The organism is Streptomyces violaceusniger Tu 4113 (assembly GCF_000147815.2).
In the GTDB taxonomy this organism is placed as follows: domain Bacteria; phylum Actinomycetota; class Actinomycetes; order Streptomycetales; family Streptomycetaceae; genus Streptomyces; species Streptomyces violaceusniger_A.
The window spans coordinates 7253803-7275595 of the sequence record NC_015957.1; the positions used below are offsets into that span (position 1 = coordinate 7253803).

The following is a 21793-nucleotide window of genomic DNA, read 5'->3' on the forward strand; positions in this document are numbered from 1 at the left end:
AGCGGAAGCCGTCACGGAAGGTAGCCCGCACCATGCGCCTGAACGCAGCCTCCTCCCTTCTGCCGGTCAACACCACACTGGCCGTACTGCTCGTCGTCCTCCTCCTGGCCGCGATCGCGGCCGTTGCCCTCTTCCATCTGTCGCCGGACGTACACACCCACCGGGCCCGGCAGGTTCTGCTGGCCGGTGTGCGTGCCACGCTCCAGTTGGCCGCCGTTTCCGCGGTCATCACGAAGGTGGTGGTCTCGGGCCTCGCGACGGTGGCCTTCTTGGTCTTGATGCTGGGCGTGGCGGTGTGGACCGCCGGGCGGCGCCTGACACCGGACCGGTCGTGGTGGTTGGCACTGTGGCCCATCGCGCTGAGCGTGCTGCCGGTGGTGAGCCTGCTGCTGCTGACCGGCCTGGTGCCCCTGAAGGGCATCGTGCTGATTCCGGTGACCGGAATCTTCATCGGCGGAGCGCTGACCGCGACCGTGCTGTCGGGACGGCGGTCGCTGGACGAACTGAGTCTGCGGCACGGCGAGTTCGAGGCGGGCCTGGCCCTGGGGCTGTCGGACCGGGACGCACGGATGGAGATCGCCCGCCCGGCCGCCTCGGACGCCCTGCTGCCCGGTCTCGACCAGACGCGCACCGTTGGACTGGTGACGCTCCCGGGCGCCTTTGTCGGCATGCTGCTGGGCGGGGCCAGCCCCACCGCCGCGGGAGCCGTGCAACTGTTCGTCCTCGTCGCCCTGATGGCGATCCAGGCGGTGGCCGTCGCCTGCACCGTCGAACTCGTCGCTCGCGGCCACCTCCACCGCCCCAAGGACGGTCACAGGTGAGGCCCGTCTCGTCGTCATGGTCGGCCGGCCCGTGCCGGCAACCTGTGGGGCTCGAATAAACGTCGCTCCTGATCAAGAGGCATATCTGTACTCGTTGATCGCGCCACCGAGGACACGGGTGCGGTGGCCCAGGCCGCGGTGGGGTGTGCGGTGACGCCGGCGATGTGCAGGCATTTCTGAACGGCACAGGGTCTCGGACTGGGCTCGGCAATGATTCCCCAGTCGAAACTCACCTCACCGGATGTCCCCCACCGTCCCCTGCTGAACGAGGGCCGCGAGGTGTAGATCTCCTTCGAGGCCGTGTGGAACCCGGACTCCGCGCTGCGCACAGACCTCACTCTTCTGGCACAGGCACTCGGCGCATCCCGTTAGCCATATGCAACGCTTATGCCGTGATTCAGCGAACGCCTCTACCGGATCTTATGGTGCGTGCCTAACTTGGCCGTCGTGCTGCGATAGTTCCGCAGCACACTCGACCAGCCAGAAAGGCAGCCATAGCCATGGCCTATCTTGAGATCACACTGCACGTGGACCCGGCCAACCGTCCCGCGGCGGCGACCGTCTACGAGAAGTACAAGCAGCAGTTCCTGGACACCATCGCCGGCGCCACCGGCAAGGAACTCCTCGTCCGGGATGAAGACGTGCAGGTGCTCCACTGCTTCCAGACCCTGACGGACGCCAGGGCGTACCTGGACAGCGAGCTGTTCACCCAGGACGTCGTGGGCGAACTCGCGCCGCTGTTGCGGACGGATCCCGACGTACGCGTCTACGACACCGTCTGACGTACCGGACACCGGCGGCTGCGAACATCGCTCCCGCCCCCCGGATGCGTCTCGACCGTCATTGCCCGGTACAGCGGTGAGAACGGCGGTACCAAGCCCGAAACCGGATACCGATTCCCGGTGGCGGGAGTGCCGACCCTCTGTATGCCGCCCCAGAGCCTCACCAAGGCACTGGTAACAGCCCTGCCAGTTATCCTCGCCCGATTGCGTGGCGAAATGATTCTCCATGAAAGAGCGCAGCATGAGCGATGTGCGAGTCACCCCGTGGCAAGACGGCGATTTCCCTCCTCCCCCGTCTGATTTGCTTGCGGGTATGCGGGGTCGTCGACCCGACGGCGAGCTGATCGGCATTGATCGGGTACTTCTGAGGAGTTTCCCGCTCGCAACAGGCTGGAACGGGCTACTGGGCCGGGTTCGCGCGGAGTTCAGCCTGGATCTGGAGTACCGCGAACTGATCATGCTGCGGGTTGCCGTGCTGAACAATGCCGAATTCGAATGGGATGTGCATTACCCGGCATACTTGCAGGCGGGCGGCACAGAGGAGAAGTGCGATGCCCTGCAGAAACAGAGTGGAGGTAGCGTAATCTTCAACGAAGAAGAGCGCGCCCTCATCACGCTCACCGACCAGTCCACTAAGCAGGTCGACGTAGATGCTGAGGTCATCGAAGAACTGAAGCGCCTGTTCGGTGAGGCCAAGACAGTGGAAGCAGTCGCCACGGTCGCAGCTTACAATATGGTTTCTCGCTTTCTGGTGGCGCTGGCCATCTGAAGCACCAGTGAAAGCCGGTGGCCCCGCGCCAGATCGCCTGCAGACACGGGCTGCACAGCCCGCCGCCGCTGAAACAGGCCCCACGCCGACAGGCTGAGCGCACGCTGGACACCCTGGCCCGACGGCATGGCTCCGTACTCCGGGTCGTCCCCCGCCTGGTTGCGGGGACGACCCGGCATCACAGGCATCGTCCTCGGACCGGGACGCCATCACGCGCGTCGCGCAGTCCCCGGCCGCTACCCGTGGTGACACCACGTCCTCAACGCAGCCACTGAGGTTGAAAGCGTGGTGACGTCATGGTGGGGTGCGGGCAAGGCCGGTGCTGGTGAGGCAGCCGTCGATCACGTCGCTGCGGTACTGAAGTCGGCGTAAGCCACGTCGTACGGCAGCGATCAGGTCCTGACTTCGGCGCGGTCACGCCACCGGCTGCTTCGCTTCGGCGTCCGATCGAGCGGCAACGGCCCGGAGGCTGAGGACCGCGCCGATCACGAGCAGGGCAGCACAGACGCCCCATACCGCCACGTAACCACCGGTCGCGGGGTAGGACTCCCCCGCCTCGGTCCTGGTGGCAAGGACCGCAGCGAAGATCGCGCCCCCGACGCTTCCGCCCACGTTCCGTCCGATCTGGTAGAAGCCACTGGTCACCGCGGTCTGCCCGGCCGGCGAGCGGTCGACGACCAGGGCGGGCAGGGCCGTGATGATCAGGCCGAAGCCGAGCCCGGTGACCACGGTCCCGGTGACAACTTGTGCGAGATGGTCGTGCCAGCAGATGAGCAGCCCGTATCCAACGGCGGCGACGGCGAAGCCCGCGGCGGCCGCCGTGACCCCGTGCCCGCCGCGGGTGAGCCGGCCGCTGATCTGGTTGGCGACATGGCGACGCCGACCAACAATGCGCCCCCGTACAGGGGGGCCACGCCACGTCTGAGCACGAAGCGCAGATCGACCAGTGGTTCCCTGGTACGCAGTTCGACGAAGCAGAAGGCTGCGAGGAAGGCGACCGAGCAATGCTCAGTACCTGTGGATCACTCCTGACGGAAGGAGGCGTACCTTCCCGATGGATCGATCGATAGGTCATCGAGCAAGGCCGACGTTGCAGCGCCGGTCGGGAAGGCACGCCCGTGCTTACGGTAGTCAACGAGGACGGCACCACGCCAAGCGGCAGTTCGCTGCTGGATGAGGTTGTCCGGGAAGGCGCACGGCGGATGCCGGCCGCCGCGCTGGGGGCCGAAGTCAACGCCTGCATAGCCGAGTTGGTTGATGAGCGTGACTCCATGCCAACGTCCGCGCAGCCGGGCGTGAAGAAGGCCATCCAGGACATCGACAGCGCCGAAGACCGCGACCACCCGGTCAAGGCGATCAAGACGTTCGCCCAGCTCTACGGCGCGAAGTTCCCCAAGGCCGTCAAGAAGATCAACGACGACGAGGCCGGACTCCTGGCGTTCTACGACTTCCCGGCCGAGCACTGGATCCATCTGCGGACCACAAACCCGATCGAGTCGAGGTTCGCCACCGTCCGGCTGCGGACCAAGGTCACCCGCGGCGCCGGCTCCCGCACCGCCGCCCTGGCCATGGTCTTCAAACTCGTCGAGTCCGCCCAGCAGCGATGGCGGGCGGTGAACGCGCCCCACCTCGTCGCCCTCGTCCGCGCCGGAGCCCGCTTCGAACGCGGTCAGCTCATCGAACGCCCATCGGTGGTCGCGGCGTGAGTACCCTCGCGGCCCGGGCCATCAGCACCAGGCGGATGGACCTGCTGCCGCTGCATGTCGAGCATGCCGAGGAGATGGCCGCGGTGCTGTCCGATCCGGCCCTGCACACCTTCATCGGCGGCACTCCGGACACCCCGCAAGCCCTGCGCTCGCGCTACCAGCGCATGACCGCAGGCTCTCCCGACCCGGCCATCTCCTGGCTGAACTGGGTGATCCGGCTCCGCGACAAGTCCTGCCTGACGGGCACAGTCCAGGCGACGGTCAGCCCCTCCGACCACGGCCCCATCGCCGAGATCGCCTGGGTGGTGGGGACCCCGTGGCAGGGTAGAGGCATCGCCACCGAAGCAGCCCGAGGACTCGTCGACTGGCTCGGCCGGCAGCCGGTGCACACCGTCATCGCCCACATCCACCCCGAACATCGGGCATCCGCTGCCGTCGCCACTGCCGCCGGGCTCACACCCACCGACGAATGGCACGAAGGCGAGATCCGATGGCGCCGGAGCATCAGGCGATAACTTCAACGATCCACAGGTCTTGACTATTACTCTGATCATGCTGGCGTGGCCGCTGCCTCGCGTAGCGGGGCTGGTCAGACCCAGCGGTAGCGGCCAGTGAAGTTGCGCATCACCGGCGGCTCGTAGTCGAAGCGGATGCCGCTGATCGTGGTTGACCTGGCCGCCACCTCAATCAGCGCGTCGGCCACATAGTCCATGTGGTCGTTGGTGTAGGCGCGGCGCGGAATGGTGAGCCGCAGCAGTTCGAGTGGCGCCTTCTCTTGTACGCCGGTGTCCGGGTTTCGGCCGAGCAGCAGCGACCCGATCTCAACTGATCTGACGCCCGCTTCCAGGTACAGGGCGCAGGCGAGGGCGTGCCCGGGGAACTGGTCGTAGGCCAGGTGGGGCAGCATGGCCCCAGCATCGACGAAGACCGCGTGGCCTCCCGTGGGGTGTTGAATCGGGATGCCGGCTGCGCGCAGACGCTCACCGAGGTAGGCGACCTGTCCGATCCGGTAGCTGAGGTAGTCGGGATCGATCGCCTCCTCCAGGCCGATGGCGAGCGCTTCCATGTCGCGGCCTGCCAGCCCTCCGTAGGTGATGAAGCCTTCTGTCAGCAGGCAGCGTTGCTGGGCCCTCTGGTACAGCGCGCCGTCCTCGCGGAAGGCGCAGAAGCCGCCGATGTTCACCAGGCCGTCCTTCTTGGCGGATGCGACGGCGATGTCTCCGCAGGCCATGGTCTCCGCCACGATGTGGGATATGGCGCTGTCCTTGAACTCCTCCTCGCGGTGCTTGACGAACCAGGCGTTTTCGGCGAAGCGTGCGATGTCGAGGATGACCGGGATGCCCAGGTTGCGGCAGTGGGACGAGACCTCGCGCAGGTTGGCGACCGACATGGGCTGTCCGCCGGAGGTGTTGCAGGTGATGGTGGCGATGACACCGGCCACGTTCGCAGCGCCATGCTGCTCGATGGCGGAAGTGAGCGCCGGAAGGTCGAAGTTTCCTTTCCACGGGTGGTACGTGCCAGTGTCCAGTGCGTCGGGGGTCAGGGTGTTGACGGCCCGCGCACCGGTGAGTTCCACGTGCGCTTTGGTCGTCTCGAAATGGAAGTTGGAGATGAAGACCGGCGAAGGCGACCCGCAGCGCGCGACCAGTTCGGGGAAGAGGATGTTTTCGGCGGCCCGCCCCTGATGGGTGGGAATGGTCAGGGGAAAACCGAGTATCCGGGAGATGGTGTCCTGCAGCCGGTGGAAGCTCCTGCTGCCCGCATACGCCTCGTCGCCGGTGACAAGGCCGCCCCACTGCCGATCGCTCAACGCTCCGGTGCCGCTGTCGGTAAGAAGGTCGATGTAGACGTCGTCGCTGCTGAGGGAGAAGAGGTTGAGGCCTGCGCGGTGCAGTACCTCCTCGCGGTGGCTCCGCGTCGTCATCCGGATGGGTTCGACGACCTTGATGCGAAACGGTTCCGGCAGGCGCCTGGACATGCTGCGTACTCCCAAAAGTGTGGCCCGTAGGGGCGCTGCAAGCAAGGAGGGGGATGGCGGCGGGCCGTCACCGTTCCCGAACGGCCTGCTGATAGGCGCCGGGCGTGACACCGATGCGCGCTTTGAACGTCCTGATCAGGTGGGCTTGATCGCTGAAACCGGTACTCACCGCCACGGCGGACGCCTGCTCGCCACTGCGTAGGAGCTGCTTCGCGGCGATGATGCGCCGATTGACGAGAAAAGCATGCGGCGTGAGCCCCGTCCGGCGGCGGAACGCGCTGATGAGTCGCTGCCGTGGGACTCTTGCCTCATCGATGAAGTCCGAAAGCGTCACTTTGGCGGCGTAGTCGTCGCACAGCAGCGTCACGGCACGATCGATGGGGCCGTCCTCCTGCCCGGCTTCCGCCAAGCGGACGCCCGCATAGCGTGACAGGCAGTATGCGTACGTCGTGAAGAGGCTTTCCTCTGCCTCGAGTGTGCACTCACCGCGCCGTGAACTCTCGTGCGCCTTAAGGAACATGGCCGAGCCCACAGGATCGTCCACCACAGGCTCGGTAAAACGGACCGCCCCGCGCAGGGGAGCCGCTGCGCTCTCAGCGGCGATGCGGTGCAGGAGAGGTTCTGACGGATAGCTCGCTCGGTAGCTCAGACCGCCGCCGCGCGCCGCGCCGTCGTGGACCTCGAAGGGGTTACAGAAGATCAACTGTGCCACCCGTGGGCTGTAGGGCCGGCCGCCGATCGAGAGCGCAGCGACGCCGTGGGAAAGTGCCGCGACGATAAAGGTGTCGTGCAGGTGCGGGGAGTACCGGTACCCGTCCAGTCGGCCGAGGAGGAACTCGACGCCGCTCGCGGCCGACGTGAAGTAGTCGATCTTGCTGCTGGCTTTCCTTGTCATGCTTTTCCACCGTGCTCAGCGGCTTTCTGCCGACGTTCAGGATGCCACCTGCCGGCAGCGGAGCATTGAAGAAAAATTCCGATGCGCCCTGGTCACCCCGAGGTGTCTGCGCTCTCACCTACCGGGATGGATGAGGTCGAATGCGTGGTCGGGGTGTGACTCGTAGTAGTCGGTGGCGTGGGCGGTGTTGGTCCAGCCGGTGAGGCGGGCCAGGGCGATCGCGAGGTTGCGGAAAGTGGCCATCGCGCGGGGCGTGCTCTCAGTACGGATCTTGGAGGCGTCCTCGGCGAGGGTGGTGTCCCGGACGTGGTGATAGGCCTCGATGGGCCTCGACGTGCCTGTGCTCGCGCACGGCTCGGGAGAGCTGGGCGTCGCTTGCGGGTGAACGCATCGTGGCAGGTGACGGCAGAGACGTGCTCGATCTGGATCTTCCCGCTGTTCAGGTCGCGCCGACGGCGGGTGACCTTGATCGCCTGGGCGGCATGCGGGAGCCGCAGCCGGCGTGGGACCTGGACGGCTTTGAGGCGGCGGATCTCGTCACGGCCGTGCCCCTTCTCGCGGGTGGCGTGGCCGAGGGAGATCTGGTTCCAGGGCAGCGACTTGAGGAAGCCGTGCAGCTTGGGATGGTTGTCCTTCACGATCGCGATGTAGTCGGCCTTCTTCTCCTCGACCAGGAACTGCGCGTGCGCGTACACCACCCAGGTCGCCACCAACGCTGCTGGCCTCCCAGCCGCCATCACCGACCCCCTAGGTCACACCACGCACTTCCGCCGAGGCCCTCACGGCCAGGTCACGGCCGTCACCGACCCCCTAGGTCACACCACCCGCCACGGCTGGACCATCGAAGGCAAACCTGCCTGGCGCGAGAGTCCCGACGGCGGCCGCGAAGTATGGCAATGGGACACCGAAGGCAACCTGGCCCGCCACACCGACCAGGCTGGACACACCACCACCTACACCCACACCCACTTCGATCAGCCCGCCACTCGCACCGACCCGGACGGCGCCCACTACGCCTTCACCTACGACTGCCCTTGCCGGAAACCTCACCCGTGGAGGTCAAGCCGCATTCCGGTACTCGTGGAGGATGCCGCCGAGGCGATCGCGTCGACGTATGTTGAGGCGGGCTAATGTGTCCGGGTCGTCGATCGGCGGGGGCAAGGGCTGTAGCGGTCTGGCGTTCGCGATGCCCTGGTGTGGTCGGTGTCCGTTGTAGAACTGCTCGAACTCGCGCAGGGCGTGGAGAAGGTGTCGCTGGTTCCAGATCAACGTCCGGTCCAGTAGCTCGCGGCGACAGGTCTGTTCCCAGCGCTCCATGATCGAGTTCATCCTCGGGTATCTGGATGCCGCTGAGCACGACGTCGATCCCCGCGTCCTTGAGGACGGCATCGAAGAGGTCGGGGAACTTCCCGTCCCGGTCCCGGATCATGAACCGTGCCCGGCAGCCGAGGTCTTCGAGGTCCATGACGAGGTTCTTCGCCGCCTGCGCTACCCAGGATGCGCTCGGATGCGCGGTGGCGCCCAGGAACCGGATCCGGCGACTGCCGTGTTCGATCACCACGAGCACGTACATCCGTACCTCCGACAGAGTGACTGTTTCCAGGAAGTCGCAGGCCAGCAGGGCATCAGCCTGAGAGCGAAGAAAGGTGGCCCAAGTACTGGAGTTCCGCTCAGGTGCTGGGTCGATGCCGGCGTCCTTCAAGATCTCCCAGACGGTGGACGCGCCCACCTTCACCCCCAGCACAAGCAGCTCGCCGTGCAGACGCCTGTACCCCAGCTCGGGTTTTCCTTCGCCAGCCGCAGCACCAGGACGCGGATCGAGCGCACCGTGCGCGGCCGTCCCGGACGCTTGGGCCGGCAGGAGGCGGCATGGCGGCGCGCGATGAGGGTGCGGCGCCAACGCAGCACCGTGTCAGGGCGTACAAGCAGCCGTAATCTTCGCAGGACGTGAAGTGGCAGCCGGTGCAGCAGCGCCGCTAGGAACGCCCGATCGCTCGGCGTGAACAGGACCTTCCCCTTGCCGAGTTGACGTTCCAAAACGGTGACCTGGTGGCGCAGCGCGAGGATCTCCGCGCACTTGTCCCGGTCGGACATCGGCAGCAGGCGAAGCATCGCGAACGCGTTCGTCACGCCGAGGTAAGCCAGTCGCAGCAGCACGGTCGATCATCTTGCCGCGGTGAGCGCCAGCCTCGCGAGAGCGCCTGTTTTGGCGACTTCGCCGGTCGACCTCCGGTACACCGCGCGCACCACCTCCCACCAGGGCCGATGACATTTTCGGCAAGCGCAGAGTTACAGGGCCACTCTGAAATGGGGTCCGTTCCAGATGATCAGGTGGTGACCCGCATCCGGAATTTCAGGGCACGAGGTGGCCCGCGGCGCGGAACAGTTCGTACCACTCGGCCCGGGTGAGGGGAAGTTCGGAGCCCTGGGCGGCGCCCGCGACGCGCTCCGGGTTGGTGGTGCCGAGCACGACCTGCATCTGAGCGGGGTGGCGGGCGATCCAGGCAGTTGCGATCGCGATGGCGGGGACGTCGTACTGGCCGGCGAGGCGGTCAATGACGGCGTTGAGCTCGCGGTAGTCCGGCGAGCCGAGGAAGACACCCGTGAAGAAACCGGCCTGGAAGGGAGACCACGCCTGGATGGTGATGTCGTTCAGACGGCAGTAGTCGACGATCCCTCCGCCGTCGAGGGTGGCCGACTGCTGCTCCGTGAGCATGTTCGCAGCGACCCCTTGAGCGATGATCGGCGCGTGTGTGATCGAGAGCTGAAGCTGGTTGGCCACGATGGGCTGACGCACGTACCTGCGCAGCAGGTCGATCTGGCGTGGGGTGTGGTTCGAGACACCGAAGGCGCGCACCTTGCCCGAGGATTCGAGCTCATCGAAGGCGCGGGCCACCTCTTCAGGCTCGACAAGCGCGTCGGGGCGGTGCAGCAGCAGGATGTCGATGCGGTCAGTCCGCAGGGCCGCGAGTGAGCCCTCGACCGATGTGACGATGTGCTCGTAAGAGAAGTCGTAGTACGGCCCGTCCGTCACGATTCCCGCCTTGGTCTGGATCGTGATCTCGTCGCGCTGCGACGGGCTCAGCGCCATCGCGTCGGCGAAGCGGCGTTCACAAGCGTGCAGCTCGCCGCCGTAGATGTCGGCGTGGTCAACGAAGTCGATGCCCGCGTCGCGCGCGGTGCGGACGAGTTCGCGGACGTCCTCGTCGGTCTTGTCGGCGATACGCATCAGGCCGAGCACGACGTTCGGGGCGAGGATGTCGGTGCCGGGCATGGTGAAGGTCTTCACGACGGTTTCCTTTCAGATGTTCAGGTCCGCACGGTACAAGGCGAGGGCCACTCTGTACTTGAGGGGGCGGAGGGTCCATCGGCGGCGAGCGCGAACTCAGCGGCGAGCAGCGAGTCCCGGATACTCGCGGGACGGGATGCACCGGGGATCGGGTTCACGACACCCGGGAGCAGCCGTCGAAGCGGGAACTCGCTCTCTCCACGCCTTCGTCGGTCGGTCACTTGTTTTCAAGCCCCGCATGGACTCGCTCTCACTGGCGGCATCCGTCGACCGCACAGCGCCGCCACCTACTGCGGGAGCCACGAACACCGCCGTGGTGACGCAGGCGACAACGGCGACCATGGCGGTGCGCAGTCCGTAGTGGTCGCCGAGGAATCCCAGGCTCGGGGGCCCCACGAGAAAGGCCACGTACCCGATGGTCGACACCAGGCCGACACGTGCTGTCTGGTCGGGCCCGGAGCCGCCCGCCGCGGACAAGGCGACGGGAAAGCCCAGTGATGCGCCCAGCCCCCAGAAGAAGACCGCCGCGCCGGCGATCACTGCGCTGTCCGAGAAGACCACCAGTCGGTCTCGCCGCTGCCCTGTGCTGCTACGAACGCTACTTCCGCCTCACCATGTGGGACATGATCTGAAACCGCGACCGCAGCGGATTCCCGCTCTCTGCTGGAGGTCTCCGCCGGGAACACCCACGCCGGCCTCGGCCTGCAGCCGGTGGTCTGCAGACCGAGGCCGGCGGCATCCCGCCCATCCGCTCCCGCCGCGGGCCGCGACGCCGACGCCGACGCGCTCCTGGACGGCCGGGAGATCACGCCACGCCTCAGCTACTGCCCTTGAGGCCGAAGTGTTTGATTACCGTTACCCATGTTGAAGTCGCCGATGTACCACTTCCCATCGATCTTGTCGGTTTTCACATTGGACTTGAAGGACTTCGGGTCGTCGCCGTTCGAGTGGGACAGCATGATCGCCCGCAGGGGCTTTCCGTCGACGGTGATCTTGGACGCCGGGACGACTGCCTCGTCGCCCTTGGGGGTGGGCGCGTCGACCTTCACCGTCGGCTTGCCGGAGACGTTCTGCGGCGAGAACGCCTGACTCATGGCATCCAAACCGGGGCCCAGCTTCTCCGTCATCGACGCGTTGCACGTCTGGGAGGTGGCGGCCTTCGGGGTCGAGCCGCCGCCCGGCACCGCGGAGAGCAGGCACACCCGCTTCGCGTCCTTCTCGATGACCGCGCTGACCCAGGCGCCGACCGCGGAGGGCACGGTGGACTGGCCGCCCTCCTGTGCCCTGGAGCCGTCCCCCGACGAGGCGTCGGAGTCGTTCGATGTGTCGGCCGATGGAGAGGCGCTGCTGCTTTGCGATACGGAAGAGGACTGCGAGCCGCCCGAGCACGCCGCCATGAGCGGCGCCGCCGCCAGCAACGTGGCCGCGGCGGCCCAGCCAATGAACCTCTTACCGGACTCTGGTCGTGCCATGACTTTCTGCTCCTTACACGTGCGTGCCCTCGGCTTGTTGCCCGTCAGTCGCTACGACGGGCAACAAAGTCGAACGGTGCACGAAACGCTATAACGTTGGCTATGCCAGGGGCGCACGCGGGGTGTTCCCGACACGCAGCGTGTGACCTGCACGGATGAGATTTCCGGCAAGGGCAGGGCTGATCGCCACGGCGCCCAGGCCCGCTGAGCGCTATGACGACGCCGTACTGCTCCTCGCCCGCTGCAAAAGAGCGACGCTGGACCCGCAGCACCGGATCAGCCGGATGGAGATCCAGCGGCATGATCTGCAAGGAGTCCGGGAGACACGTCATTTCATGCGTGACAATCTGCGCACTTGGGGCCGTGACGCGATGATGGACGATCTGGAACTCATGGCATCAGAGGTGGTGACGAACGCGCTGATCCATGCCGACAGCGACGTTGAACTGCGGCTGCGCGACTACCCGGACCACATACGCCTGGAAGTCAGGGACTCTGGCGTGTCACCTCCGGTGCCTTCCTCACTCTCAGCCACTGAAGAGGAAAATGCACAGGCCGAGCACGGGCGCGGTCTCATCATCGTCGACAGCCTCGCCACGGCGTGGGGCAGCTCACCCAGCGGCCGCGGCAAGACGGTCTGGCTGGAACTGTTGACCCGAGACGGCCCATCAGATCCAGGCTGACGCACCGCAGGTCTGGCACTTGAGCAGTGAGCTTGTTGACCGTGCGCCGTGATCCGCGAGGGGAAACAACTCCTAGCGCGGCAGGGTTGTCGAGTCGATGTAAGCGGTCGTGGCAGCCTGAGGCTGATCGTGAGCCGGTCCGTCCAGCGGGTCCCACGAATCCGTGTGCCACACATTCTGCATGAATGCCGAGGGCTTATGAGGGATTCGGTTCGCTGGTCCTCGGTAGTCCCACAGGACGTTCTTGCTGCCGTCGTCGTTGTGCGTCCAGAAGGTCACCGAACCAGGCTGCCAGTCGAACATGTACGCGTGGAACTGGGTCGCCGCGTTGAAACCCTCGATCGGCGTGACACTCGCCGGGGTGTTCTCGCCCTCCACCGGGTCCGCGCAATCCCCGCCAAGCTGCGTGACGTAGCAGTTGTAGAGGACGCGCCCGGTGCGCATGTCTATCGCCCGGGAGATCTTGCGCACTGCTCCGGTGGCGTCGCTGTAATCGGTCCAGATCGTCAGCCACAGGACATGTGGCTGGGCACACAGGACTTCCACATCGATCTCGTCGTTGTCCGGCACTCCGTTGCCATTGGCGTCGGAATGGTCCGAGGAGTAGGTGAACGTTCCCGTGACCACCCCGACGCGGCCCTGACCGGTACAGTCCGCTGTACGGATGCGCGTGCCGTAAGTGCCGTAACCGTAGCTCTTGTCGTTACTGGCGATCTCCACCGCGCCCCCGGGGCCTGGAGTCGGCCGCGGCTCGAGCTGCATGCGCAGGGCCTTCCCGTCGTCGGCCGCGGGGTGGGAGACCACGGACGAGCTGCCGCCTGGGGCTCCCGTGCTGGAGAAATAGGGCGAGTCGCCAGTCCAGTTCTCCACGCGTGGTGCGGCGCTGGCGGGGGATATTCCGACGACGAAAGCGACCGCGGCCGCGGCTGCCACCGCCGACGGGCGTCCGGTGCATAACGCTCGGGTCTTCATAACACTCCTCACAGGTTGCGGCTGTTACCTGGTGCCAAGCCTGGGGCAAGACACTTCTGGGCCTGGCCCCCGCAGAGCGCTCAGGGCCCACAGGCTGTAGCGTCGCCCGCCACTTGTCAATGGTCTAGACAGGTTCGACGAGGTGCATCAGGATGCCCACCGCGACACCGTGAGCAGCACCGACCGTGCGGCGGCGGCCACGCCCGAGGCGAGCAGGAATGGGGCAGGGAACCGGCGTGGCGGTAGCGGAGCGGTCATAGTCGGCGATGACCTCGGAGGCCGGTATCCGTGGTGGGCCGCCGCCGCGACCAGCGCGAATGTCGTCGGCCAGGACCCGGGCGGCGTCCTCTTACTGATCGTTCCAGAATGAGGTGCGGAGTCGTCGCAAGCAGATGATGCTGCAAGCGAGTTGGAGCAGGCCGTCGTGGAGATCGGCGCGTATGGGTTCGTAGCCGTTTGACCTGGTGAAACCGGGCAAAGGTGCGCTCGAGGACCCAGCGAGTCTTACCCAGGCCGGAGCCGTGGGCGGTGGCCTTGCGGGCGATCTTCGGTGTGATGCCCCGGGCCCGGAGGTGACGGCGGTAATACCGGCCCATCAAACCACCCCAGAAGCGAATATCCCTGCGCGCTCCTCAGCACCCACACATGCCGGCTGGCCTCGGCCGGCACGCAAGCACAGCAGATCAACCCCGCCCTCACGGTATGGCTTGTCGATGTGTGCGGTGAAGCCGTGCGCTGATCCCGGGGGATGTGCTGTCGTCCGCTGCCAGCCCGATCAGGAGGAGTTCGACGAGTCGCTGAAGGTCTGTGGCGGAATGCGCCAGACGGAACGAGGCAATGGCGCCGAGGCATACGCGTACGTCCTCCACTGTGACGTCCGGACGCACTGCACCGGCCTCGCGGGCGCGGTCTACGAGCTGCTCCATTGCCCGTGCCTGTTCGCGGCGGTCGACAGCGAAGGCTGCCGCCGCCGGGTGGGAACCGAACAGAGCCTCATTCAGCCCGCGGTCCTGCAACCGGTGCTCCGCGAAGCTATGTACGGCGCCGCTGAGCGCGCGCCAGGGATCGGGCTCGTCCAGAGATGCCTGCATGTCCTCACGGCATTCCGCGACAAGCTCAGCGAGCGCCGCCGTGACGAGGTCGGTGCGTGCCGGGAAGTGCCGATGGACCGTGGCAATGCCCAGACCGGCGCGGCGGGCGATCTCCCGCATCGGCAGGTCGAGCCCTACGTCGGCGAAGGCGGCGCGGGCGATGGCGATGATACGGCGACGGTTGAGCTCCGCGTCCATGCGTGGTTTCCGAGTCACTTCGATCTCCGCGATTCTCACTTCAGCCTGATACGGAACACCTGCTCCACATCCATGTTTACCGTAAGGCAGCGCCCGGAAATTCCGGGCCGGAGAGGTGATCATGCAAGCAGTACAGTTCGACCGTTTCGGTTCTCCCGACGTACTCGGCGTCCGCTCCGCGCCCGAGCCGCACCCAGGCCCGGGCGAGGTGCGCATCGCGGTCCGCACCAGCGCGGTTTCGCCGGTCGACCTCGCGCTGCGGGCCGGTGAATCACCCTCACGCGACAGCCTTGCCCTGCCCCACATCCCTGGCGTGGACGCGGCCGGCGTGATCGACGAGCTCGGCGAGGGCGTCGAAGGCTTTGCCATCGGGGACGAAGTGTTCGGCGCCGTCGATGTCGCCCGACTGGGCGGGGCGAGCGCGCAGTTCGCCGTCCTGGCGTTCTGGGCGGTGAAGCCGGCCGCTTTGTCCTGGGAGGAGGCAGGTGCCGCCGGGACGAGCGTGGAGACGGCGACCCGTGCTCTGGACCTGCTCGGCGTGCGCGAGGAGATGGACACGACATTGCTGATCGACGGCGCGACGGGTGGTGTCGGGAGCATCGCCCTGCAGCTGGCCGTGGCTCGCGGAGCCCGTGTCGTCGGGACCGGCCGCCCCGGCAGCGAAGAATTCCTCTCCGGTCTCGGCGCGACCCCCCTGCCCTACGGGCCTGGCCTGCCCGAGCGGGTTCGCGCGCTGGGCATCTCACGCGTCGACCGCGCGCTCGACGTGGCCGGAGCTGGCTCGCTCGATGAACTCATCAGTCTCACCAACGGACCTCAGTCGGTGGTCACCCTGGCGGATTTCACCGGCCCCAGCCGTGAGGTGCGCCTCTCCCTCGGCCAGTTCGGCGGCCAGCCCGACGGGCGCCACGGACTCGCCGTCGCTGCGGATCTCGCCGAAAAGGGGCTGTTCCACGTACCGGTCCAGGCGGTCTTCCCTGCCAGCCAGGCGGCCGAAGCACACGCGGCGGCGGGGACAGGCCCCCGCCGCGGGAAGACCGTCATCGATCTCACGGCACTCACGCCTGGCCTCTGACGCTGGTCAGGCGAGACCAACATCCCTGATTCCCGCTAGCTAACGGAATCTCTGGTGCGCGGACCGGGGCAAAACACCCAGCGCCCCACCCAGTAAGCCACCCGCTCCTAGGCGCTCACCCGCATGCCTGTACTTCCTCAGATCTGCCGTGCTCACACTTACTGATCGTTCCAGAATGATGTTCCGCAGGCTGGCCCCTGAGCCACCTGCTCGGAAAGTGCCGGCGAGAGCACTGGCCGTTCCAGTCCAAGGATCGTTATGAGTTGGGTGGCGAACGTGATGATCTCGGTCGACATGGGCATTGCGCTCGTCGATCTTGGTCGGGCAGTGTGTCCGGGGTGCGTGCTGATCTTGTTCCTGACGACCTGTGGGAGCGGGTTGCTCCGCTGCTGCCGCCCGCTCCCGAGCGACGCCACCGCTACCCCGGACGGTTGCGTGTTGCGGACCGGGCGGCGCTCGCCGGCATCCTGCACGTGCTGCGGACCGGTGTCGCCTGGCGCGATGTCCCCGCGGAGACGGTGGGCTGCTCCGGGGTGACGGCCTGGCGTCGGCTGCGGGACTGGACCGAAGCCGGTGTATGGCCTCGCCTGCACGCCGCCCTGCTCAGCGAGTTGCGCCGCAACGACCTCTTGGACCTGGACGACTGCGCCGTGGACGGCTCGCACGTCCGGGCCCTCAAAGGGGGGATCACGTCGGCCCCTCGCCCGTCGACCGGGCCCGCCCCGGCTCGAAACACCATGTGATCGTCGACCGTCACGGGACCCCGCTCGCCGTCACGCTCACCGGCGGCAACCGGCATGACGTCACCCAGCTTCTGCCGCTGCTGGACGCGGTCCCACCGATCCGGGTGAAGGGTGTCAATATTCCGATCCGGCTGCTGAGCTGGGCGTTTCGCGTGGATGGTGAGGCAGCCGGGGTGACGTGGTGTGGTACTCGTTGAGCAGTCCGCCAAGTACCTGGCGGCGCCTGACCATGGCAGCCGGAAGAGGAATGACGTTCGGGTCGTCGTCAGGGGCACGTAGGCCGAGGCTACGGTGAGCCCGCCCCGCGTCGTAATGCTCGGCGTACTGGTTGAGGACAGTACGCAGGTGCCGTTCGCCGGTGATCAGGAGGCGGTCGGTGCACTCGGTACGGACTGTGCGTATCCATCGTTCGGCGAATGCGTTGGACCGTGGGCTTTGCGGCGGTGCCGGGATGACGGCTGTGCCGCTGCCGGCGAAGACGGCGTCGCACGCGGTGGCGAACTTGCTGTCCCGGTCACGGATGAGGAACCGGAAGCACCCAGCCCTGCCGCCGAGATCCATGAGCAGATTGCGGGCGAGTTGGGTGACCCATGTGCCGGTCGGATGGGCGGTGACGCCCAGGACATGGACACGCCGGGTGGCGATCTCCATGACGAAGAAGACATAGAGACGCTTGAGGAAGACGGTCTCCACGTGCATGAAATCGCAGGCGAGCAGCGTGTGGGCCTGCGAGCGCAGGAAGGAACGCCAGGTCTGCTGCGAGGCGCGCTGCGGCGCGGGCGGTAGACCGGAGCGGCGCAGGACGCGCCGGATCGTGGCGGCGGCGACCCGATGACCGAGCCGCCGCAGCTCACCTTCAATCCTGACGTACCCCCAGGTCGGGTTCTCTCTCGCCAAGCGCTGGATGAGCACGACCGTCTCTTCCGGCAACGGTGGCCGACCGGGTCCGCCCCGCCGTCTGGCGCCACTTCCAGCACTGCCCTTGCCGGAAACCTCATCCGTCCTGGTGGGAGCCGGTGCATCGCGCTTCCCGAAATCTGGCCGCGGTCACTTGAGTTGGCGCTCTCGCGCAGCTGCCGTCAGCGCGCCATGATGATCGATCGTGCTGCTCCGACTGGCTTACCTGGGTGTGACGAACGCGTTCGCGATGCTGTGCCTGCTGCCGATGACCGACCGGGACAAGGATGCGGAGATACTCGCCCTGCGCCACCAGATCACCGTGCTGGAACACCAACTCGGCAAGAGCAAGATCCGGTTCACGCCGAGCGATCGAGCGTACCTGGCGGCGCTGTTGCACCGGCTGCCACTGCACGTCCTGCGACAGTTACGGCTACTCGTCCGCCCCGACACGGTGCTGCGTTGGCACCGCAACCTCGTCGCACGCCGCCATGCCTCCTCCTGCCGCCCCAAACGCCCGGGACGGCCGCGCACTGTGCGCCCGCGCGTCCACCGTCTGGGAAATCCTGAAGGATGCCGGCATCGACCCAGCGCCCGAGCGGAACTCCAGTACCTGGGCCACCTTCCTTCGCACTCAGGCTGATGCCCTGCTGGCCTGCGACTTCATGGAAACAGTCACCCTGTCGGGGATGCGGATGTACGTGCTCGTCGTGATCGAACACGGCAGTCGCCGGATCCGCGTCTTGGGCGCCACCACGCATCCCACCGCCTCCTGGGTAGCGCAAGCGGCGAAGAACCTCGTCATGGACCTCGAAGACCTCAGCTGCCGGGCACGGTTCATGATCCGAGACAGAGACGGGAAGTTCCCCGAACTGTTCGATGCCGTCCTCAAGGACGCGGGGATCGACGTCGTGCTCAGCGGCATCCAGATGCCAAGGATGAACTCGATCATTGAAAGGTGGATACAGACCTGTCGCCGCGAGCTCCTGGACCGGACGTTGATCTGGAACCAGCGACACCTCCTCCACACCCTGCGGGAGTTCGAGCAGTTCTACAACAGACACCGACCACACCAGGGCATCGCCAACGCCAGACCGCTGCACCCCCTGCCCCCACCGATCGACGATCCGGACACGTTAGCCCGTCTCGCCATACGTCGACGCGATCGCCTCGGCGGCGTCCTCCACGAATACCGGCATGCGGCGTGACCTGCACGGATAAGGTTTCCGGCAAGGGCACAGTCACCGGTCGATGCTTGGCACACTATTTATCACGCCGACCCTCCAGCCGACCGTCTCACGACCGCGCCGTACAGCCCGATACGGCGCTCACGCCCTGGGAGTGCCCTATCTGCCAACAGACGCCAAGGGGCTTTACCGCCCCTTGATACAGGCCTCCCGTGGCGGCCAGGACACCCGCACGCACCCTGCCTGCGGAAACCAATCTGGAGAGATCACCAGCAGCCTCCCCTCTCCCGTCGCACGGGGAGCGCGACACCAGGCTCCCACCGCGAAAGGTACTCAAGAGCCGACAAGGGGTCCTTATACCTCTCGACGCAGAGAGCACCTGAAGCGATGGGGTGACCCCAGGGACCTACGTTTGACGACGACGTGCAGGGGCGCGGTACGGCGCTATAGGTCTACCGGGTCGGGTGACGGACGAATCGGGCACCGTTGACACGTCTGCGAGTTGGGAGCACGAGGGCTCCCAGAGGGCTCCCACTTGCTCCCAGCCCGGAAACGGTTAAGGCCGCCTCCGCTACTCGCGGAAACGGCCTCCGACCTGGGAAAATGCTGGTCGGGACGACAGGATTTGAACCTGCGACCCCTTGACCCCCAGCCGCGCGGCAACTCTCCGCAACGATCGGTATCGGTCTATAGCAGACCGCCTCGAAGCCGTACACCGCCGTACAGAGCAAGAGAACACCGCTCCCAACGCCCGACCCCCGAACACGTCCCTCCTGCCGCCGCAACGCTTCACTCCAACACCATGACCATCCGCCGACCCGGATGCCGTCATGAACCGCACACCTTCACTCCACACAACGCCCCCGGGGAACTTACAGCCGCCCCGAATCCGATCGCTCCTCTTCCGACATCACCAGCCTGGAATCACACCCGCCCAACATCCTCAGCGCCTCACGGGAGTCGTCCCACGCGCTCCCGGAGCAGGAGTCGAGGAAACCGAACCCCTGGACGATCTACGGGGTGCGGCGCACTCAACGAACACCGTTAGTGCCAGCCATTCATACGCCCAGGCCGCAGCCTTGATCATCAAACGGAGCCCGCTATGCGGCTTTGCGCGCGCGCAAGGCCGCAGCGACACCCGCACGACCATCAACCCTCAAACGACACCACTTCAACGCCTCATACTGCTATCATTTTGAAGGCCACCGTCCCCGACGAAAGGAGTTTTCGATGTCGCGCACCATGATCGATCTCGACGATGAGATGGTGGAACACGCCATGCGCCTGTACGGCGTGAAGACGAAGGCCAAGGCTGTGCGCATGGCCATGGAGGAAGCTGTCAAGCGTCGGCTGCGACAGGAGGGCATCGACGCGATCAAGTCCGGCGACCTGGACCTGACCTACGACAGCCGGACGGAGCCCGACAGCAGGAACGTGGCGTGAGTGAGCGCTTCCTGATCGACAACTCCGCCCTCCAGCGATGGCGCAAGCCGAAGGTGGCCGAGGTCCTCGACCCACTCCACGAGGATGGCGTACTGGCTGTGTGTGGACCGGTCGAGATGGAGGTGATGTACTCCGCACGCAACGACAACGACGCGAAGCGCCTGCACTGGTTCCTGTCCGGCTTCGACTACCTGCCGATGCCCGACGAAGTGTGGGACCGGGCCAAAGACATCCAGCGACAGGCCATCACCAAAGGCAACCACCGCGCACTGTCCATGCCTGACCTGCTGATCGCCGCAGCAGCCGAACGACATGCGGTGACCGTGCTGCACTACGACCAGGACTACGACATGATCGCCGCCATAACAGGCCAGCCCATGAAGTGGGTCACGGAGGCAGGCACAGCGGACCACTGACTTCACTGCCCAGGACGCTGCGGGTGCCGAATAATCATCCGCCCAGGTCAGGCTGCATGGTGCGCGTGGAGGGTGCCACCGAGCCGATCTTGTCAGTGGATCTCCAGGCGTCTGATCTGAGCTGGTTCGGTGATCGGTTGGGGGAGCGGGCGGAGCGGACTGGCCTGATCCAGGGTTCGGTGGGGGCGATGACTGTTGTGGAACGCTTCGAACTCGCGGAGCACGTGCAGCAGGTGTCGCTGGTTCCTGTGGGGCTCGGTTATGCATCGCTGCTGGTCAAACGCCCCACTCAGCGTGCAGAGAGCTGCGACCATGATGCGATGATCGTGTCGCTTCTGTACCAGGTGACTCGACGCCTTCTCGCCGTCCCGGCGGTGCTTCTGCGGCGGGACACCTCGAAGGAGGCCGAACTTCTCGTCCTCCGGCACGAAAACGCTGTGCTACGACGCCAACTACAAGGACGAGTACGGTACGAACCCGCGGACCGCCTGTGGATTCACCTCCCTGTCCTCACTGATCCCCCGCCCCCGCTGGGCCAAAGGTTTCCCCCATCGCGCCCAGCACGCTATTGGCCTGGCACCGCAAGCTCGTCGCCCGCCGATGGGACTACTCCCGACAACGCCGCAGTCCCGGACGACCGCCCACGCAGGCCGCCGTCAAGAACCTCGTACTGCGCCTCGCCCACGAGAACAGCCGATGGGGCCACCGCCGGATTCAAGGTGAACTGACCCAGCTCGGACACCCGATCGCCGCCTCCACCCTCTGGCAGATCCTCCACACCGCAGGAATCGACCCCGCACCCCGCCACACTGCCCCAACCTGGCACGAGTTCCCCTCTACGCAGACCACCGGCCTCATCGCCTGCGACTACCTCCACATCGACACCATCAACCTGCACCGCCTGTACGCCCTGGTCTTTCCCGAGCACCGCACCCGGCGCCTGCACATCGCCGGCGTCACCGCACACCCGACCGCTGCCCGGGCCACCCAGCAGGCCCGCAACCTCGCCACCGACCTGGGCACACGCATGGACTCGCCGCGCTTCCTCATCCGGGACCGCGACAGCAAATACACCGACGCCATTGACGCCTCGTTCCAGGCCGAGGACATCAAGATCATCAAAACACCGGTCCGCGCACCGAAGGCCAACGCCCACCGCGAACGCGTGGTCAGCACCCTTCGCCGAGAAGTCCTGGACCACATACTCATCCTCGGCGAAGCTCACGCGCGCCAGGTGCTGACCACATAGCAGAGGCACTACAACGCGCACCCCCCACGGCTCGCCCTCGGCGCGAGTCGCTTCACCGTCCCCAACTACTCGCAGAGCACAGCTACTTGGAGGGCTCCGAAAGGACACCTGGACTACGCCTTGTGGG

At 66.3% G+C, this 21793-nt stretch carries 18 protein-coding genes and 7 pseudogenes; 13 read left to right on the forward strand and 12 right to left on the reverse strand.

Annotation, left to right across the window (positions count from 1 at the left end):
* Positions 1–32: 32 nt before the first annotated feature.
* The 3 genes from STRVI_RS29570 to STRVI_RS29580 all read left to right on the forward strand — a co-directional run bounded on the left by STRVI_RS29570 (position 33) and on the right by STRVI_RS29580 (position 2372).
* A complete protein-coding gene (locus STRVI_RS29570; RefSeq protein ID WP_014059290.1) occupies positions 33–821 on the forward strand; it encodes an ABC transporter permease in 789 nt (262 codons plus the stop codon).
* Between the two features lie 500 nt (positions 822–1321).
* Positions 1322–1603: a hypothetical protein gene (locus STRVI_RS29575; protein ID WP_014059291.1), complete on the forward strand. Its 282-nt coding sequence runs from the start codon at positions 1322–1324 to the stop codon at positions 1601–1603.
* Positions 1604–1829: 226 nt separating this feature from the next.
* Positions 1830–2372: a carboxymuconolactone decarboxylase family protein gene (locus STRVI_RS29580; RefSeq protein ID WP_251982763.1), complete on the forward strand. Its 543-nt coding sequence runs from the start codon at positions 1830–1832 to the stop codon at positions 2370–2372.
* A gap of 414 nt (positions 2373–2786) precedes the next feature.
* Here the strand turns inward: STRVI_RS29580 and STRVI_RS56115 are convergent, their stop codons facing one another.
* A complete protein-coding gene (locus STRVI_RS56115) occupies positions 2787–3377 on the reverse strand; it encodes an MFS transporter (protein WP_435532593.1) in 591 nt (196 codons plus the stop codon).
* 101 nt (positions 3378–3478) lie between these two features.
* On the opposite strand from STRVI_RS56115, the pseudogene STRVI_RS29590 reads away from it, so the two are divergent.
* Positions 3479–4078, forward strand: a pseudogene (locus tag STRVI_RS29590) (transposase); the annotation flags it as partial.
* A complete protein-coding gene (locus STRVI_RS29595; RefSeq protein WP_014059293.1) occupies positions 4075–4593 on the forward strand; it encodes a GNAT family N-acetyltransferase in 519 nt (172 codons plus the stop codon). The pseudogene STRVI_RS29590 and the gene STRVI_RS29595, both read left to right, overlap by 4 nt.
* Positions 4594–4667: 74 nt before the next feature.
* Here STRVI_RS29595 and STRVI_RS29600 read toward each other — a convergent pair whose 3' ends face one another.
* From STRVI_RS29600 to STRVI_RS55670, 3 genes are all read right to left on the reverse strand, one after another.
* On the reverse strand, positions 4668–6056 hold the full coding sequence (locus STRVI_RS29600) for a tryptophanase (protein WP_014059294.1): 1389 nt from the start codon (positions 6054–6056) through the stop codon (positions 4668–4670).
* A 67-nt stretch (positions 6057–6123) separates the two neighbouring features.
* The gene (locus tag STRVI_RS29605; protein WP_014059295.1) at positions 6124–6951 is read right to left on the reverse strand and encodes a helix-turn-helix domain-containing protein; all 828 of its coding nucleotides are present in this window, start codon (positions 6949–6951) and stop codon (positions 6124–6126) included.
* A 114-nt stretch (positions 6952–7065) separates the two neighbouring features.
* Positions 7066–7194, reverse strand: coding sequence for a hypothetical protein (locus STRVI_RS55670; RefSeq protein ID WP_014059296.1), 129 nt, complete (start codon positions 7192–7194; stop codon positions 7066–7068).
* A 447-nt stretch (positions 7195–7641) separates the two neighbouring features.
* Between STRVI_RS55670 and STRVI_RS48850 the strand changes: the two are divergent.
* A pseudogene (locus tag STRVI_RS48850) lies at positions 7642–7992 on the forward strand (hypothetical protein); the annotation flags it as partial.
* 18 nt (positions 7993–8010) lie between these two features.
* Here STRVI_RS48850 and STRVI_RS53750 read toward each other — a convergent pair.
* The 4 genes and pseudogenes from STRVI_RS53750 to STRVI_RS29630 all read right to left on the reverse strand — a co-directional run bounded on the left by STRVI_RS53750 (position 8011) and on the right by STRVI_RS29630 (position 11712).
* Positions 8011–9108 (reverse strand): annotated as a pseudogene (locus STRVI_RS53750) (integrase core domain-containing protein).
* A gap of 196 nt (positions 9109–9304) precedes the next feature.
* Positions 9305–10240: an aldo/keto reductase gene (locus STRVI_RS29625; protein ID WP_014059297.1), complete on the reverse strand. Its 936-nt coding sequence runs from the start codon at positions 10238–10240 to the stop codon at positions 9305–9307.
* A 96-nt stretch (positions 10241–10336) separates the two neighbouring features.
* A pseudogene (locus tag STRVI_RS54940) lies at positions 10337–10804 on the reverse strand (hypothetical protein); the annotation flags it as partial.
* A 257-nt stretch (positions 10805–11061) separates the two neighbouring features.
* Entirely contained in the window at positions 11062–11712 is a 651-nt protein-coding gene (locus STRVI_RS29630) for a hypothetical protein (RefSeq protein ID WP_014059298.1), read from the reverse strand.
* Positions 11713–11867: 155 nt separating this feature from the next.
* Here STRVI_RS29630 and STRVI_RS29640 point away from each other — a divergent pair, with 155 nt between their 5' ends.
* Positions 11868–12395, forward strand: a complete 528-nt coding sequence (locus tag STRVI_RS29640; RefSeq protein ID WP_078505440.1) for an ATP-binding protein — start codon at positions 11868–11870, stop codon at positions 12393–12395.
* A gap of 72 nt (positions 12396–12467) precedes the next feature.
* On the opposite strand, the gene STRVI_RS29645 is transcribed toward STRVI_RS29640, so the two are convergent.
* From STRVI_RS29645 to STRVI_RS29650, 3 genes and pseudogenes are all read right to left on the reverse strand, one after another.
* Entirely contained in the window at positions 12468–13367 is a 900-nt protein-coding gene (locus STRVI_RS29645) for a glycoside hydrolase family 16 protein (protein WP_014059299.1), read from the reverse strand.
* Between the two features lie 349 nt (positions 13368–13716).
* Positions 13717–13951, reverse strand: a pseudogene (locus STRVI_RS53755) (IS5/IS1182 family transposase); the annotation flags it as partial.
* A 111-nt stretch (positions 13952–14062) separates the two neighbouring features.
* On the reverse strand, positions 14063–14779 hold the full coding sequence (locus tag STRVI_RS29650) for a TetR/AcrR family transcriptional regulator (RefSeq protein WP_106685740.1): 717 nt from the start codon (positions 14777–14779) through the stop codon (positions 14063–14065).
* Between STRVI_RS29650 and STRVI_RS29655 the strand changes: the two genes are divergently transcribed.
* Positions 14778–15731, forward strand: coding sequence for an NADP-dependent oxidoreductase (locus STRVI_RS29655; protein ID WP_014059301.1), 954 nt, complete (start codon positions 14778–14780; stop codon positions 15729–15731). The two genes, STRVI_RS29650 and STRVI_RS29655, sit on opposite strands and share 2 nt — an antisense overlap.
* Before the next feature lie 338 nt (positions 15732–16069).
* Positions 16070–16578: pseudogene (locus STRVI_RS48860) on the forward strand (IS5 family transposase); the annotation flags it as partial.
* A gap of 10 nt (positions 16579–16588) precedes the next feature.
* Here the strand turns inward: STRVI_RS48860 and STRVI_RS29665 are convergent.
* Positions 16589–17371 carry an integrase core domain-containing protein gene (locus tag STRVI_RS29665; RefSeq protein WP_251982764.1) on the reverse strand — a complete coding sequence of 261 codons (783 nt, stop codon included), beginning with the start codon at positions 17369–17371 and terminating at the stop codon, positions 16589–16591.
* A 205-nt stretch (positions 17372–17576) separates the two neighbouring features.
* Between STRVI_RS29665 and STRVI_RS29670 the strand changes: the two are divergent.
* From STRVI_RS29670 to STRVI_RS29685, 4 genes and pseudogenes are all read left to right on the forward strand, one after another.
* A pseudogene (locus STRVI_RS29670) lies at positions 17577–18579 on the forward strand (integrase core domain-containing protein).
* A 1209-nt stretch (positions 18580–19788) separates the two neighbouring features.
* On the forward strand, positions 19789–20001 hold the full coding sequence (locus STRVI_RS29675; protein WP_014059306.1) for a type II toxin-antitoxin system VapB family antitoxin: 213 nt from the start codon (positions 19789–19791) through the stop codon (positions 19999–20001).
* Complete coding sequence (locus tag STRVI_RS29680; RefSeq protein ID WP_014059307.1) at positions 19998–20417, forward strand: PIN domain nuclease; 420 nt, start codon at positions 19998–20000, stop codon at positions 20415–20417. The genes STRVI_RS29675 and STRVI_RS29680 overlap by 4 nt, the downstream gene beginning before the upstream one ends.
* Before the next feature lie 568 nt (positions 20418–20985).
* Positions 20986–21666: a helix-turn-helix domain-containing protein gene (locus tag STRVI_RS29685; protein WP_050993783.1), complete on the forward strand. Its 681-nt coding sequence runs from the start codon at positions 20986–20988 to the stop codon at positions 21664–21666.
* Positions 21667–21793 lie beyond the last annotated feature (127 nt).

Bases quoted from the DNA above. Each gene is read 5' to 3' on its own strand.
- STRVI_RS29675 (WP_014059306.1), top strand. From the start codon at position 19,789: ATGTCGCGCACCATGATCGATCTCGACGATGAGATGGTGGAACACGCC.
- STRVI_RS29645 (WP_014059299.1), bottom strand. From the start codon at position 13,367: ATGAAGACCCGAGCGTTATGCACCGGACGCCCGTCGGCGGTGGCAGCC.
- STRVI_RS29630 (WP_014059298.1), bottom strand. From the start codon at position 11,712: ATGGCACGACCAGAGTCCGGTAAGAGGTTCATTGGCTGGGCCGCCGCG.
- STRVI_RS55670 (WP_014059296.1), bottom strand. From the start codon at position 7,194: ATGGCCACTTTCCGCAACCTCGCGATCGCCCTGGCCCGCCTCACCGGC.
- STRVI_RS29575 (WP_014059291.1), top strand. From the start codon at position 1,322: ATGGCCTATCTTGAGATCACACTGCACGTGGACCCGGCCAACCGTCCC.
- STRVI_RS29570 (WP_014059290.1), top strand. From the start codon at position 33: ATGCGCCTGAACGCAGCCTCCTCCCTTCTGCCGGTCAACACCACACTG.
- STRVI_RS29580 (WP_251982763.1), top strand. From the start codon at position 1,830: ATGAAAGAGCGCAGCATGAGCGATGTGCGAGTCACCCCGTGGCAAGAC.
- STRVI_RS29650 (WP_106685740.1), bottom strand. From the start codon at position 14,779: ATGATCACCTCTCCGGCCCGGAATTTCCGGGCGCTGCCTTACGGTAAA.
- STRVI_RS29600 (WP_014059294.1), bottom strand. From the start codon at position 6,056: ATGTCCAGGCGCCTGCCGGAACCGTTTCGCATCAAGGTCGTCGAACCC.
- STRVI_RS29640 (WP_078505440.1), top strand. From the start codon at position 11,868: ATGAGATTTCCGGCAAGGGCAGGGCTGATCGCCACGGCGCCCAGGCCC.
- STRVI_RS29655 (WP_014059301.1), top strand. From the start codon at position 14,778: ATGCAAGCAGTACAGTTCGACCGTTTCGGTTCTCCCGACGTACTCGGC.
- STRVI_RS29605 (WP_014059295.1), bottom strand. From the start codon at position 6,951: ATGACAAGGAAAGCCAGCAGCAAGATCGACTACTTCACGTCGGCCGCG.